Here is a 14,629-nt window from a genome sequence, read left to right as displayed (position 1 = left end):
GGTCTTTGGTGGTTTCCTACAACGTCGGCCGCGCAGCCTGCGCTGTCTGCGACATGGCGCAGCCGCCCCGTAGACGGAAGGGTGAACACTGCCGGGGTCGCAGTGTCGCGTGCGCCCGTCGTCGGTCTACAGGAGGGCTGGGTCGGTGTTCAGTCGTGTCGCCATCGTCAACCGTGGAGAGGCCGCGATGCGGCTCATCCACGCCGTCCGGGACCTGGCCGCCGAGACCGGGACACGGATCGAGACCGTCGCCCTGCACACCGACGTCGACCGCGCGGCCACCTTCGTCCGCGAGGCCGACCTGTCGTACGACCTGGGCCCCGCCTCGGCGCGGCCGTACCTCGACCTGAAGACCCTGGAGCGTGCCCTGGTGGAGACCGGGGCCGACGCCGCGTGGGTCGGCTGGGGCTTCGTCGCGGAGGACCCGGCGTTCGCGGAGCTGTGCGAGCGGGTCGGCGTCACCTTCGTCGGGCCGAGCGCGGACGCCATGCGCAAGCTCGGCGACAAGATCGGCGCGAAGCTGATCGCCGAGGAGGTCGGCGTGCCGGTCGCGCCGTGGAGCCGGGGCGCGGTCGAGACCCTCGACGACGCCCTGGCCGCCGCGGAGCGGATCGGCTACCCGCTGATGCTCAAGGCCACGGCGGGCGGCGGCGGGCGCGGCATCCGGGTGGTCACCAGCTCCGCCGAGCTGGCCGACGCCTACGAGCGCACCAGCCAGGAGGCGGCGCGCGCGTTCGGCAGCGGCGTCGTGTTCCTGGAGCGCCTCGTCACCGGCGCCCGGCACGTCGAGGTGCAGGTGATCGCCGACGGCGCCACCGCGTGGGCGCTGGGCGTGCGCGACTGTTCCGTGCAGCGGCGCAACCAGAAGGTCATCGAGGAGTCGGCCTCGCCGGTGCTCAGCCCCGAGCAGGCCGCCGAGCTCAAGGCGTCGGCCGAGCGCCTCGCCGTCGCGGTCGGCTACCGGGGCGCCGCCACCGTCGAGTTCCTCTACCACCCCGGCGACCGGCTCTTCGCGTTCCTGGAGGTCAACACCCGGCTGCAGGTCGAGCACCCGATCACCGAGGTGACCTGCGGGTTCGACCTGGTCAAGGCGCAGCTGCACGTGGCCTCCGGCGGCCGGCTCGACGGCGCGCCGCCGGTCGAGCGCGGGCACGCCATCGAGGCCCGGCTCAACGCCGAGGACCCGGACCGCGACTTCGCCCCCTCCCCGGGCCGCATCGCCCGGCTCGACCTGCCCGCCGGGCCCGGCATCCGGGTCGACACCGGGGTCAGCGCGGGCGACACCATCCCCGCCGACTTCGACTCCATGATCGCCAAGATCATCGCGTACGGCCGCGACCGCCACGAGGCGCTCGGCCGGCTGCGCCGCGCCATGGCGGAGACCACCGTGATCATCGAGGGCGGCGCGACGAACAAGAGCTTCGTGCTCGACCTGCTCGACCAGCCCGAGGTGATCGACGCCAGCGCCGACACCGGCTGGATCGACCGCGTCCGGGGCGAGGGCCGGCTCGTGACGCACCGGCACTCCGCCGTCGCGCTGGCCGCCGCCGCCATCGAGGCGTACGAGGAGGAGGAGCGCGCCGAGCGGCAGCGGCTGCTGTCGACGGCGTTCGGCGGGCGCCCGCAGGTGCAGCACGCCAGCGGCCGGCCGTTGGACCTGAAGCTGCGCGGCGTCGGCTACCGGGTCCGGGTGGCCCGCGTCGGCGCGCACCGGTTCCGCGTCGGCATCGAGGCCGGCGACGGCGTGCGCACCGCCGACGTCGAGCTCGACCGCTTCGACCGGCACACCGGGCAGATCGCCGTCAACGGCACGCGCTACCGCCTGCTCACCGGCACCCACGGGCCGGTGCACCTGGTCGAGGTCGACGGGGTGACCCACCGGGTCAGCCGCGACGAGGGCGGCGTCGTCCGCTCGCCCGCCCCCGCGCTGGTCGTCGCCACGCCGCTGGAGGTCGGCGCGGAGGTCGAGGCGGGCGCGCCGGTGCTCGTGCTGGAGAGCATGAAGATGGAGACGGTGCTGCGCGCGCCGTTCCGGGCGCGGCTCAAGGAGTGCGCCGTGTCCGTCGGCAGCCAGGTGGAGACCGGCGCGCCGCTGCTGCGGCTGGAGCCCCTCGCCGACGACGACGCCGCCGAGGACACCTCGTCCGGTCCGGCCGTCGAGCTGGACCTGCCCGCCGCCGCCGCGACCATCCCGGCGCGCGAGCGCGCCACGCGCGGCCAGGAGGACCTGCGCAGCCTGCTGCTGGGCTTCGACGTCGACCCGCACGACGACCGCCGGGTGCTCGACGACTACCTGGTCGCGCGCCGGGCCGCCGCCGAGGAGGGCTACCGGCCGCTGGCCGAGGAGTTCGGGCTCGTCGACGTGTTCGCCGACCTCGCCGAGCTCAGCCGCAACCGGCCGGCCGGCGAGGACGGCGACGGCCACGTCTTCAGCGCCCGCGAGTACTTCCACACCTATCTGCAGTGCCTCGACGTCGAGCGCGCCGGCCTGCCGGAGACGTTCCAGGCCAAGCTCGCCAAGGCCCTCGGGCACTACGGCGTCACCGAGCTGGAGCGCACGCCCGCCCTCGAGGCCGCCGTGTTCCGGATCTTCCTCGCCCAGCAGCGCGCCGCCGCCGACGCCACGGTCGTCGCGACGCTGCTGCGCGAGTGGCTGCGCGAGCCCCCGCCGGACGACGTGCTGCGCGAGCCCGCCGGCCTCGCGCTGGAGCGGCTGGTGGCCGCCACGCAGGTCCGCTTCCCCGTCGTCGCCGACCTCGCGCGCGGGGTGGTCTTCGCCTGGCTGGGCCAGCCGCTGCTGCGCCGCAACCGCGCCCGCGTCTACGCCGCCGTGCGCCGGCACCTGCGTCACCTCGACGCCCACCCCGACGCGCCGGACCGCGCCGAGCGCGTCGCCGAGATGGTCCGCAGCACCGAGCCGCTGGTGCGGCTGCTCGGCCAGCGGCTGGTCCGCGACCACCTCGACAACGCGGTGATGCTGGAGGTGCTGACCCGCCGCTACTACGGCAACAAGGGTCTCACCGGCGTACGCACCAGCTCCGTCGCCGGCTGCACGTTCGTGGTCGCCGACCGGGCCGACTCGCGGGTGGTCTCCGCCGCGGTGCGGTTCGAGGCGCTGGGCGACGCGCTGCGCGGGCTGGCGGAGCTGGCCGGCGGCGAGGAGGCCGTCGACGCCGACGTCTACCTCGCCTGGGAACGGCAGCCGGAGGACTCCGACGCGATGGCGGCGGCGCTGCACGAGGTCATCGGTGCCTACCCGCTGCCCGCCCAGGTCCGTCGGATCACCGCCACCGTCGCCGGCCGCAGCGGCGCGGTGATGCACCACCACTTCACGTTCCGCCCGTCGACCACCGGGATGGCCGAGGAGCGGCTGGTCCGCTTCCTGCACCCGTACATCGCCCAGCGGATGCAGCTGGAGCGGCTGCGCAAGTTCGACCTCACCCGGCTGCCGTCCTCCGACGAGGAGGTCTACCTCTTCCGGTGCGTGGCGCGGGAGAACCCGTCCGACGAGCGCCTCGTCGCGTTCGCGCAGGTGCGTGACCTGACCGAGCTGCGCGAGCACGACGGCCGACTGGTGTCGCTGCCGACGGCCGAGGACACCGTCGCCACCTGCCTGGACTCGATCCGGCGCGCGCAGTCGCGGCGGCCGTCGAGCAGGCGCGTCAACACCAACCGGATCGTGGTCTACGTCTGGCCGCCGAGCGACATCACCCGCGCCGAGCTGGAGATGATCGCCGGGCGGGTGCTGCCGACGACCGCCGGCGCCGGGCTGGAGGAGATCCTGTTCATCGCGCGGCAGCGCGACCGGGACACCGGCGAGCTGACCAAGATCGCCGTGCGGGTCTCCTTCGACGCCACCGGCGCCGCCGAGCTGACCGTCGGCGAGCCGTCGGACGAGCCGGTCGAGCCGCTCGACGACTACCGGCAGAAGGTGCTGCGGGCGGCCAGCCGCAACACGGTCTACCCGTACGAGCTGACCGGCCTGCTCGGCGAGTTCGTCGAGCACGACCTCGACGAGCGGCACGCGCTGGTGCCGGTCGACCGGCCCCGGGGCCGCAACCGCGCGGCGCTCGTCGCGGGCGTGGTCACCACCCGCACGACGCGCTACCCGGAGGGTGTCACCCGGGTCGTGCTGCTCGGCGACCCGACGAAGTCGCTCGGCGCGCTGTCGGAGCCGGAGTGCCGGCGGGTGATCGCCGCGCTGGACCTGGCCGAGTCGATGCGCGTCCCGCTGGAGTGGTACGCGCTGTCCTCCGGCGCGCGGATCTCCATGGAGTCCGGCACGGAGAACATGGACTGGGTGGCCGCGGCGCTCAAGCGGATCGTCGAGTTCACCCAGGACGGCGGCGAGATCAACATCGTGGTCGCGGGCATCAACGTCGGCGCGCAGCCGTACTGGAACGCCGAGGCGACGATGCTCATGCACACCAAGGGCGTCCTGGTGATGACGCCGGACTCGGCGATGGTGCTCACCGGCAAGCAGTCGCTCGACTTCTCCGGCGGCGTCTCTGCGGAGGACAACTTCGGCATCGGCGGCTACGACCGGGTGATGGGCCCGAACGGGCAGGCGCAGTACTGGGCGCCGAACCTGACCGCCGCGCGGGACGTGCTGATGGCGCACTACGACCACACGTACGTCGCCCCCGGCGAGTCCGGGCCGCGCCGGGCGACCACGACCGACCCGGCCGACCGTGACGTCTCGGACTTCCCGCACGTCATGGCGGGCAGCGACTTCGCCACGGTCGGCGAGATCTTCTCCGCCCAGGCCAACCCCGACCGCAAGAAGCCGTTCGACATCCGCAGCGTCATGCGGGCCCTGTCCGACCAGGACCACCCGGTGCTGGAGCGCTGGGCGGGGATGGCCGACGCGGAGACCGCGGTGGTGCAGGACGTGCACCTGGGCGGCATGCCGGTGTGCCTGCTCGGCATCGAGTCGCGGTCGGTGCCCCGGCGCGGCTTCCCGCCCACCGACGGCCCGGACACCTACACGGCGGGCACGCTGTTCCCGCGCTCGTCGAAGAAGGCCGCGCGGGCGATCAACGCGGCCAGCGGCAACCGGCCCCTCGTGGTGCTGGCGAACCTGTCCGGCTTCGACGGCTCGCCGGAGTCGATGCGCAAGCTCCAGCTGGAGTACGGCGCGGAGATCGGCCGGGCGATCGTCAACTTCCGCGGGCCGATCGTGTTCTGCGTGATCTCCCGCTACCACGGCGGCGCGTTCGTCGTCTTCTCCAAGGCGCTGAACCCGAACATGACCGTGCTGGCGCTGGAGGGCTCGTTCGCGTCGGTGCTCGGCGGCGCGCCCGCCGCGGCAGTGGTCTTCTCCGGCGACGTCAACGCCCGCACCGCCGCCGACCCGCGGGTGCGGGACCTGGAGGCCCGCGTCGCGGCGGCCTCCGGCACCGAGCGGGCCGCCCTGACCGCCGAGCTGGACGAGCTGCGCTCGTCGGTGCGGGCGGAGAAGCTGGGCGAGGTCGCCGCCGAGTTCGACCGGGTGCACAACATCCAGCGCGCGGTCGAGGTCGGCTCCGTCGACGCCGTCATCCGCGCGGCCGAGCTGCGGCCCCGGATCATCGAGGCCATCGAGTCCGGCCTGCGCTGAGCAGAGCCCCGGCCGGCCGGTGCCCTCGGGCGTCGGCCGGCCGGAGCCCACCAGCCGGTGGCTCCTTCTCCCTATCGCTGACCCGCGGCCTCGGTGGGCCCTGCTCCCCGCTGCGCCACGGGCGTCAGCCCAGGCTGACCCAGTCGGTGGCGACGGCGTACCCGTCGGCGCGGGCCGACAGCCGGACCGGGCCCGTCGGGGGAGCGCCCAGCGAGAAGAAGCCCACCTCGTCGACCGGCGACTCGTCGTAGGGGCCGGTGGCCGTGCGGGCGGTGACCCGGCCGCCCCGGGGCGGGGAGAGCTGGCCGACGATGCCGGCCTCGGTCACCTCGATCTCCAGCACCACCTGCCCGCTGCGGAACGACAACGTGCGCGCGGAGCCGCCCGAGCGAGTCAGCCCGGCCGGCTCGGCGTCGCACGCCGAGTCGAACATCAGCTCGGCGACCGCCAGCTCGGCGTCGACCGTCCGCCAGGCGAACGCCGCCCGCGCCGCGGTCAGGAACTCCTCCGGGACCGGCCCGGTGTCCCACAGCGCGGCGCCCAGCTCCACGGTCAGGGCGTCGTCATCGGCCGGCGGCCACGGCGCCATCACGTTCACCCCCGCTCGTCTCCAGGCCACGGCGCACCCCGACGAACGGGGCGAGCGCCGGGCAGGCGCGCAGCTTGCGCAGGCAGCGCGCCTGGGTCGGGCCGATGCTACCCACCGGCATGCCCAGCCGTTCGCCGATCTCCCGGTAGCTGACCGGCGGGTCGGCCGTCAGCAGCGCCAGCAGGTGCTGGCAGCGGGGCGGGAGCTGCGCGAAGCCCTCCCGCAGCGCCTGCCGCCGTTCGGCCCGCAGCAGCTCCTCGTCGGGCGTCACCGCGTCCACCAGCGACCCGTGCCGGGCATCGAGCGCGTCGTCGTACGGGTCGACGGGCCGTATGCGGCGGTCGAGGCGGGACAGCCGGTAGCACTCGCGCCGGGTCGTGGTCGCCAGCCAGGCCGCCAGCGCCTCCGGGTCGCGCAGCTGGTCGAGCCGCTCCACCAGGCGCAGCCACACGGTCTGGTTGACGTCGGCGGCGTCGGCGCGGCTCATCCCGTGGGCCCGGATCACCGCCACCACCAGCGGCGTGTAGCGGCGCACCAGTTCCGCCCAGGCCGCCTCGTCCCCACCGGAGGCCGCCGCCACCAGGCGCGTCGCCGTCACGTCGGTCACCGCGCCTCCCCGTGGCCCGTCGCGCGGCTCATGCGACGAGCACCCCGTAGTCGGGATGCCAGCGGGGGTTGGCCAGCAGCGCGAGGCGCGCCGCGTCGGCGCTCAGGCCACCGGCGGTCATCATCGCGGCGAGCCTACCGGACACGTGGCCCGTGGCGAAGGAGCTGCCGGCCCACGTCGCGAAGCCGTGGAACACCTGGGTCGGCCGTCCCGGCAGCGGCAGCTGGCCCTCGACGTACGTGCTGTCGCGCTCGCCGAGGGCGCAGGCGTCGACCCACGGGCCGAAGCCGCTGTAGGACGCCGGCACGAGGACCCCGCCGTCGCGGGACACCGCGGCCACGGCGAGCACCCGTTCCAGGGCGGCCGGCCAGGCGGGACGGCTGCTGCCGGCGTTGCCGGCGGCGGCCACCACGGCGGTCTGCGCCGGCAGCGCGGCCACGGCGTTGACCAGCGGCAGCGGGGGCACGTCGTCCTGGGTGAAGCCGCCGAGGGACAGGTTGACCACGGTCACCTGCGACCCGAGGCGGGACATGGCGGCCACCAGCATCGCCTCGTCGCCGACGCCGGTGGGGTTCAACGCCTGCTCGGGGTCCACCCGTACCCCCGGCGCGGCCTGCCGGACGACCCCGGCGACGAAGGTGCCGTGCCCGCCCTGCGGGGCCAGCGTGGTGCCGGAGACGTACAGCGCGTCCAGGTCGTCGGCCTCCGGCAGGTAGCTGCCGCCGAGCCACTGGGGATGCCAGGCGCCGGCCTGCTGCCAGATTCCCGTGTCGCAGACCCCGACGGTGACGCCGGCGCCCTCGCCGAGGCGGGCCGGGTCCGGCGGCGGCAGCGCCGCTGCGGCCCGGGGCGGGCTGCCGGGGCTGCCCATGATGTTGCCCAGGCCCAGCAGGACGTGATGCGGCTGCACCCGGGGGACCTGCTGGCCGGGCCACTGCTTCGGGTCGCGCAGCGCCGTCACCACCGCCGGGACGTCGGTTTCCCTGGCGAACAGCAGCCGGGTGACGCCGGCGAAGCCGGCCCCGACGCTCACCTGGTGCCCGCGCGAGCGCAGCCAGGACAGGACCCGTTGGGCGTCGGCGTTGGCGGCGAGCAGTTGCCGGGGACGGTAGAGGAACTCCCGGCCCGGCGTGGTGTAGCGCCGCACGTCGGGGTCGGCGGCCAGTGCGGCGGCGAAGGCCTTCTGGTACGCGTCGTCGTCGGTGCTCTCGGCCGTGGCGGCGGCCGGTCGCAGCACGTCGCCGAGCGGCACCGCCGCGGCGCACGCGGCCAGGGTGAGCAGCCCGCGCCGGGACAGTCGACCGGCGGGCGGTGGCGTGCGGGGGCGGTCAGGAAGCACCGGTCCTCCAGGCGGTCGCGACGTGCGCGGTCGGCGGTGTCCCGGTGCGACAGCACGTCGGGGCGCTGTCGATTCTTCCAAAGCATAGTTGAAAGTCAATTGGAGGAATGGCCGGTCCAATGCCGGCAATTTCCACTGTCGGACCCCGGATTGACGGTGGCCGGGTTCATCGGGAACGCTGTCTGTCATGGCCGACAGCGCCGGTTCCGCCGGCGCGGCCCAGTCCGCGCTCGACGCCGTGCAGCGCTATCCCCGCGAGGCGATCGCGATCGCGCAGCGGGTGCTCGCCGCCGGTCGCGCCGTCGCCGGTGACGAGCGGTCCACCGCCGAACGGGCGATCGGCCTGGCCCTGCGGGAGCTCAACGACCTGCCCGGGGCGCTGCGGCACCTGCGCCGGGCGGAACGGGCCGCCACGACGCCCCGGGCGCGGGCCCTGGCCCGGATGAGCCTCGGCTACGTGCTGGCCAACGCCGGTCGCACCGCCGCGGCCCTGCGGGCGGTGACGGCCGCCCTGCCGCAGCTCACCGGCGCCGACGCCGGGCACGCCCGGTTGCAGCGGGGCGTGGTGCTGCACTACCGGGGCCGCTACGACGAGGCGGTGCGCGACTACTCCCTCGCCGTCGACATCGCCCAGCGCGAGGGCGACCGGCTGCTGGAGGCGAGGGCCCGCAACAACCGGGGCCTGCTCAACGCCCACCGGGGCGCGCGGGGCCGCGGCGGCGATCTCGCCCGGTCGGCGGCCATCTTCGAGGGGCTGGGGCTGGACCTCGCCGCCGCCGACGCCCGCTGGAACCTGGGCATCGCGGCCGGCCAGCGCGGCGACACGGTGGGGGCGCTGCGCTGCTTCGCCGAGGTCGAACGAGAATACCGGCGGCTCGCCGTGCCCCGGCCGGCGCTGCTGCTGGACCGCTTCGAGCTGCTGCTGTCGGTGCCCCTGCTCGACGAGGCGGTCGAGGTCGCCGCCGTGGCCGTGCGGGAGCTGAACCGCCGGGGCATGGCCTCCGACCTCGCCGAGGCGCTGCTGGCCCGGGCCAGGGCGGCGCTGCTCGCCGGCGACCTGGACACCGCCACCGGCACGGCAGCCCAGGCGCGGGCCCGGTTCCGCCGCCAGGGCCGCCGCATCTGGGCCGCCTTCGCCCGGCACGTGGAGCTGCGTGCCGAGTTTCGCCGGGGCACCCGCTCGGCGGCCCTGTTGACGGCGTTGGTGCGTACCGCCGGTCAGCTCGACGCGACCGGGTGGCCCGGCCCCGCGTTGACGACGCGGATCGATGCCGGCCGGCTGGCCGCCGCGCTGGGCCGCACCGACCGTGCGGCGGCCCTGCTGGACGCGGCGGCCCGCGCCCGCCGGTGGGGCACCGCGCCCGGCCGCGCCCAGGGGTGGTACGCCCTGGCGCTGTCGCACCGGCTCGCCGGGGACGACCGGGCGGCGGCGCGGGCGCTGCGCCGTGGGCTGGCCGTGCTGGACAGCCACCGGGCCTCGCTCGGCGCCACCGAGCTGCGGGCGCACAGCGGGGCGTACGGGCAGGAGCTGGCCGCCGAGGGCCTCGACATCGCGGTCTGCTCGGGCGCCCCGGCGCGGGTGCTGGCCTGGGCGGAGCGGTGGCGGGCCAGCGCGGTGCGCACCCGGGCGGCGCTGCCGCCGGCCGACCCGGACCTGTTTGCCGCGCTCACCGAGCTGCGGCTGGTCAGCAGCCTGCTGGAGGACACCCTGCTGGCTGGCCGGCCGGCGCACGCGCTGCGGGGCCGGCAGGCCCGGCTGGAGCAGCACATCCGCGACCTGTCCCGGCGGGTGCCCGGCGGGGGGGCCGTGGCGTCGCCGCCCGGCGTGTCGACGCTGGCCGGGCGGCTCGGCCCGCGCGTGCTGGTCGAGCTGGTGGCGCACGGGGAGCGGCTGCGGGCGGTGCTGGTCCGCGACGGGCGGGCGACCCTGCACGACCTCGGCCCGCTCGCCGAGGCGGCGAACCGGGCCCGGCTGCTCCGGTTCGGCCTGCGTCGGCTGGTCACCACCGGCGACTCGGCCGGCGTGCGGGCCGGCGTGGCGCACGCGGCGGCGGCGTTGGACCGGCAGCTGTTCGACCCGTTGCGCCGGCACCTGGGCGACCGCCCCCTGGTCGTCGTCCCGATCGGGGCCCTGCACGCCGTGCCGTGGTCGGGCCTGCCCAGCTGCGCCGGCCGGCCCGTCACCGTCGCCCCCTCGGCCACGGCCTGGCTGGTCGCGGACCGCAGGGACGCGCCGGACGGGCCGCCGGTGCTGGCGGCGGGTCCGCGCCTGCCGGCCGCGCAGACCGAGGTACGCCAGCTCGCCGGCGTGCTGCCGGGCGCGCGGGTGTTCACCGGGGCGGACGCCACCGCCGGCGCGCTGACCGCCGCGCTGGACGGTGCGGCGCTGGCCCACATCGCCGCGCACGGCACGTTCCGGGCCGACAACCCGCTCTTCTCCCGCCTGGAGCTGGCCGACGGGCCGCTGCTGGCGTACGAGCTGGAGCGGCTGCCCCGGCCGCCCGGCTGCGTCGTGCTGTCCGCGTGCGACTCGGGGCTGTCCGGGGTGCGCCCCGGCGACGAGGTCATGGGCTTCACGGCGGTGCTGCTGGCCCGGGGCGCCCGCTGCCTGGTGGCCACCGTGCTGCCGGTGCCGGCCGAGCCCACCACCGCGCTGATGCTCGACCTGCACCGCAGGATGCGCCAGGGTGCGCGGCCGGCGCGCGCCCTGGCCGACGCCCAGGCCGCGTTCGTGGCGACGGGCGACGGCGCCGGCCTGGCCACGGCGGCGGCCTTCGTCTGCTTCGGTGCCGGCTGAGTGCCGCGATAGCGCCGTCGTATGACCAGGTGAGGATGACTGGTAATCGACGTCGCTGAATATGATTCGCGTCATCCGAAGGCGGCGCGTCACCCCCGGGGCGCCGCAGATGATGCGGAGGAACACATGGTTCGCTGGCGCACCCTCACCGGCCTGTTGGCCACCGCGCTCGCCGCGGTGACCGCGGGCAGCCTCACCCTCGCCGCACCCGCCGCCGCCGCGGGCGACGCCACGGTCACCCCGAACGTCGTCGGCGGCACGCCCGCCGCCCAGGGCGAGTTCCCCTTCATGGTGCGGCTCTCCATGGGCTGCGGCGGCTCGCTCTACAGCCCCACCCTGGTCCTCACCGCCGCGCACTGCGTCGGCCGCACCGGCGCCAACACCAGCATCACCGCCACGCTCGGCGTGGTCGACCTCCAGTCGGCCAGCCGGATCACCGTCCGGTCCAACTACGTCTACCGCGCGCCCGGCTACAACGGCAACGGCAAGGACTGGGCGCTGATCCGCCTGGCCACCCCGGTCACCGGCCTGGCCACCCTGCCCATCGCCACCACCGGCGCGTACGACAGCGGCACCTTCACCGTCGCCGGCTGGGGCGCGGCGCGCGAGGGCGGCGCGCAGCAGCGCTACCTGCTCAAGGCCACCGTGCCGTTCGTCAGCGACTCCGTCTGCAACGCCAACTACGGCGGCGACATCATCCCGGCCGAGGAGATCTGCGCCGGCTACGCCTCCGGCGGCACCGACACCTGCCAGGGCGACTCGGGCGGCCCCATGTTCCGCCGCGACGCCGCCAACGCCTGGATCCAGGTCGGCATCGTCAGCTGGGGCAACGGCTGCGCCCGCCCCAACTACCCGGGCGTCTACACGCAGGTGAGCTACTTCGCCTCCGCGATCGCCTCGGCCGCCACCAGCCTCGGCGGCTGACCACGGGCAGACGGGCGCGGCCCGGCCGGATCACCGGCCGGGCCGCACCCGCGCGGGAGGACTACCGGGCAGCCGGCGGGGTCCAGCCGGCGGGGAGGTGCCCGATCCGCACCCGCTGGGGGTGGTCGCCGACGGGGACGCTGACCACCTTCTGGCCCGTGGCGAAGCTGATCGCGGTGACCTGGTCGGCGCCCGACTCCGAGATGACGCAGTCGCGGCCGTCGCCGCTCACCGTCGCCCAGTACGGCTTACTGGCCGTGACCAGCGGACCCGGGGCGAGGGTGGACCGGTCGACGATCGTGGTGTAGTCGTCCATCGTCCCGGCGACGCAGAGCTTCGCCCCGTCCGGGCTGATCGACATGCCGTGGTGCCGCGAGTCGTTGACCCACTTCGTGCGGTCCTCCGTGGTGTTCGGGTTCTTCGGCAGCGTGGCGACCCGGGTGACCCGGTCGCCGGCCACGTCGTACTCGACGAAGCCGTTGAAGAACGACACCTGGAAGTAGAGCTTGCTCTCGTCGGGGGTGAAGACCGCCGGCCGGACGGCGTCGGAGAGGTCGCTGCGGCCGTACGCGTCGAGCCGGGGCCGCATGTCGATCTCCTTGACCTTCGCGAAGGTGGTCGCGTCGGCAATGGTGATTTTCCGGTCGCCCTTGGTCCAGTCCTGCGACGGGGCGTCGAGCGAGCTGTTGACGTCCCCGATGGACATGTTCCAGATGTGCCGGCCGCCGCCGGTGAAGATGTTCTCGTGCGGGGTGTCGCCGGTGCCGAACGAGCCGACCTGCTTGCCCGTGTTGATGTCGAGCACGTGCACGGTGTCCGAGGTCGACGCCGAGACCGCGACACGGGTGCCGTCGGGGGAGACGGCCATGTGGTCGGAGCGGAACCCGGAGACGGGGAACCGCCAGCGCACCGCGCCGGTGCGCAGGTCGATCGAGACGACGTCGGCGAAGCTGGGCCGGGACGCCACCAGCGCCGTCCCGTCCGGCGTGGTGTACATGTCGTCGACGAGCTGGTCGTGCCCCTCGCCGGGGCCCTGCTGGATGCCCAGGTAGAAGGCGAGCTTGATCGGGTTGAGGTAGATCTCCCAGAGCCGCTGCTGCTTGTCGGGCACGACGTTGACCCGGCCGAGGCGGGCGTAGTCGCCCCGGGAGTGGATGACGTCGACGGTGCCCTCCCAGTTGTTGCCGACGAACATCACCTCCTCCAGGGCGGCGGCGCCCACCGGCGCGGCGGGGGCGGCGACGGCCGGGGCCGGCGCGACGGTGGCCACGACGGCGAGGGCGGCGGCGAGGGCGCCGTACCTGCGGGCGCGGCGGACGGGCGGGGACGACGGTGCTGCTGCGGGCATGGGCTGCTCCTGCCGGTGGGGCGACCGATGGTGGCGTTCCGCGGTGCGCTGGTGCGGTGTTACTTTGCGGTAACAGAAGGAAACCAACCGAAGCCGGACTCCCGGTAGGGCACGGGGGCCAAAACCCGGCCGGGTCGTTGTGGACGGCCCACAGTGGCCGGGGCGGAGGGAAGCGGGCCGATGAGGATGCCGGAGCGGGCCGGGGCCCTCGGCGCGCTGCTGCGCGAGCTGGCGACCGACCGGCGGGTCGTGGACGAGATGGTCGAGGCGGCCCGGGAACACTCGCCCGAGGTGGCCCGGCTGCCGACGGCCGAGAACCGCCGGCACGTGGCGGCCCTGCTGACCGCCGGGCTGGCGTCGTTCGAACGGCTGGCGGAGCCGAGCGAGCGGGACTTCGCCGAGGCCCGACGCCTCGGCGCCGACCGGGCCGCGCAGGGCGTCTCCGTCGCCGGCCTGCTGCGCGGGGTGCAGGCCGGCCGGCAGCGCGTGGTCGAGATCGCGCTCGACCGCGGCCGGGCCGCCGGGATACCCGACACCGCGCTGCTGGACGCCCTGCTGGAGCTCGGCCGGTACGCCAGCGCGCTGGAGCGCGCCCTGGTCGACGGCCATCACACGGCGGAGCTGGAGCTGGCCCGCACCCGCCGCGACGCCCGCAACCGGCTGCTGCGCCGGCTGCTGCTCGACGAGGCGGGCGACGGGCACCCCGGGGACGATCTCGGGCTGCGCCCCGACGACCTGACCGCCTTCGGGCTGCGCCCCGACGGCCGCTACCACTGCGTGGTCACCGAGCTGACCGACCCGGCCCGCATCGCGGCGGTGGAGCGGCAGCTCTGCGGCGGCGGCGCGCTGTTCGGCACCGTCGACGACCGGCTCGCCGGCCTGTGCGTACGGCTGCCGCCCGCCGACCTCGCCGACGCGGCCGGGCTCGTGGTGGCCGCCCCGGCGCGGCCCCTGGCGCAGGCCCCGGCCCTGCACCGGCTCTGCGTGGCCGCCCTGCGCGCCGCGTCCCGGGCCGGGCTGCGTGGCCTGCACCGGGTGGTCGACCTCGCCGGGGAGACCGCGCTGGCCGCCCAGCCGGCCCTGGCCGACCTGGTCAGCGGGGAGCTGCTGGCCGCCCTCGACCCGGCCGACGAGTTCCACCGGCAGCTCGCCTCGACCGCACTGCCCTACCTCGACCACGGCCAGCGGCTGGACCGCACGGCCGAGGCCCTGCACCTGCACCCGAACACCGTGCGCTACCGGCTGCGCCGGGTGCAGGAGCTGACCGCGATGCCGCCGACCCTCGCCGAGCCGGGCGGCCGGTGGCCGGTGCCGCAGACGGTGCGCTGGTGGTGGGCGCTGCGCACCTGGCTCGACGGCGACCCGCTGCGCGATCCGGCCGCCGGCCGTCCCGGGCTCGCCCAGCCGCACCGCCCGGCGAGGTGAC

General features: G+C 75.6%; 8 protein-coding genes. 4 read left to right on the top strand and 4 right to left on the bottom strand.

Features of this window, described 5'->3' with window-relative positions:
- Positions 1 to 145: 145 nt before the first annotated feature.
- The gene (locus tag GA0070558_RS26360; protein WP_091284538.1) at positions 146 to 5,599 is read left to right on the top strand and encodes an ATP-binding protein; all 5,454 of its coding nucleotides are present in this window, start codon (positions 146 to 148) and stop codon (positions 5,597 to 5,599) included.
- Positions 5,600 to 5,723: 124 nt separating this feature from the next.
- Here GA0070558_RS26360 and GA0070558_RS26355 read toward each other — a convergent pair whose 3' ends face one another.
- From GA0070558_RS26355 to GA0070558_RS26345, 3 genes are read right to left on the bottom strand one after another with little or no spacing between them, the layout of a single operon-like run.
- Positions 5,724 to 6,188 carry a hypothetical protein gene (locus tag GA0070558_RS26355; protein WP_052504067.1) on the bottom strand — a complete coding sequence of 155 codons (465 nt, stop codon included), beginning with the start codon at positions 6,186 to 6,188 and terminating at the stop codon, positions 5,724 to 5,726.
- Positions 6,163 to 6,795 carry an RNA polymerase sigma factor gene (locus tag GA0070558_RS26350; RefSeq protein WP_091284536.1) on the bottom strand — a complete coding sequence of 211 codons (633 nt, stop codon included), beginning with the start codon at positions 6,793 to 6,795 and terminating at the stop codon, positions 6,163 to 6,165. Before GA0070558_RS26350 ends, GA0070558_RS26355 begins: the two co-directional genes overlap by 26 nt.
- A gap of 28 nt (positions 6,796 to 6,823) precedes the next feature.
- Positions 6,824 to 8,134, bottom strand: a complete 1,311-nt coding sequence (locus GA0070558_RS26345; RefSeq protein WP_091284534.1) for a S8 family peptidase — start codon at positions 8,132 to 8,134, stop codon at positions 6,824 to 6,826.
- A 187-nt stretch (positions 8,135 to 8,321) separates the two neighbouring features.
- Between GA0070558_RS26345 and GA0070558_RS26340 the strand changes: the two genes are divergently transcribed.
- Both GA0070558_RS26340 and GA0070558_RS26335 read left to right on the top strand, forming a co-directional pair.
- A complete protein-coding gene (locus GA0070558_RS26340) occupies positions 8,322 to 10,931 on the top strand; it encodes a CHAT domain-containing protein (protein WP_091284532.1) in 2,610 nt (869 codons plus the stop codon).
- A 126-nt stretch (positions 10,932 to 11,057) separates the two neighbouring features.
- The gene (locus GA0070558_RS26335; RefSeq protein WP_091284530.1) at positions 11,058 to 11,855 is read left to right on the top strand and encodes a S1 family peptidase; all 798 of its coding nucleotides are present in this window, start codon (positions 11,058 to 11,060) and stop codon (positions 11,853 to 11,855) included.
- A 61-nt stretch (positions 11,856 to 11,916) separates the two neighbouring features.
- Here GA0070558_RS26335 and GA0070558_RS26330 read toward each other — a convergent pair whose 3' ends face one another.
- The gene (locus GA0070558_RS26330; protein WP_091284528.1) at positions 11,917 to 13,203 is read right to left on the bottom strand and encodes a YncE family protein; all 1,287 of its coding nucleotides are present in this window, start codon (positions 13,201 to 13,203) and stop codon (positions 11,917 to 11,919) included.
- Between the two features lie 180 nt (positions 13,204 to 13,383).
- On the opposite strand from GA0070558_RS26330, the gene GA0070558_RS26325 reads away from it, so the two are divergent.
- Positions 13,384 to 14,628, top strand: a complete 1,245-nt coding sequence (locus GA0070558_RS26325) for a PucR family transcriptional regulator (protein WP_218107106.1) — start codon at positions 13,384 to 13,386, stop codon at positions 14,626 to 14,628.
- Position 14,629: the final 1 nt, after the last annotated feature.

Source organism: Micromonospora haikouensis (assembly GCF_900091595.1).
Classification (GTDB): Bacteria; Actinomycetota; Actinomycetes; order Mycobacteriales; family Micromonosporaceae; genus Micromonospora; species Micromonospora haikouensis.
Note: the sequence above shows the minus strand (reverse complement) of the source record. Positions and strands in the feature narration are given on the sequence as shown.

Coding starts and splice junctions, on each gene's coding strand:
- GA0070558_RS26325 (WP_218107106.1), top strand. CDS start 13,384: ATGAGGATGCCGGAGCGGGCCGGGGCCCTCGGCGCGCTGCTGCGCGAG.
- GA0070558_RS26335 (WP_091284530.1), top strand. CDS start 11,058: ATGGTTCGCTGGCGCACCCTCACCGGCCTGTTGGCCACCGCGCTCGCC.
- GA0070558_RS26355 (WP_052504067.1), bottom strand. CDS start 6,188: ATGGCGCCGTGGCCGCCGGCCGATGACGACGCCCTGACCGTGGAGCTG.
- GA0070558_RS26330 (WP_091284528.1), bottom strand. CDS start 13,203: ATGCCCGCAGCAGCACCGTCGTCCCCGCCCGTCCGCCGCGCCCGCAGG.
- GA0070558_RS26340 (WP_091284532.1), top strand. CDS start 8,322: ATGGCCGACAGCGCCGGTTCCGCCGGCGCGGCCCAGTCCGCGCTCGAC.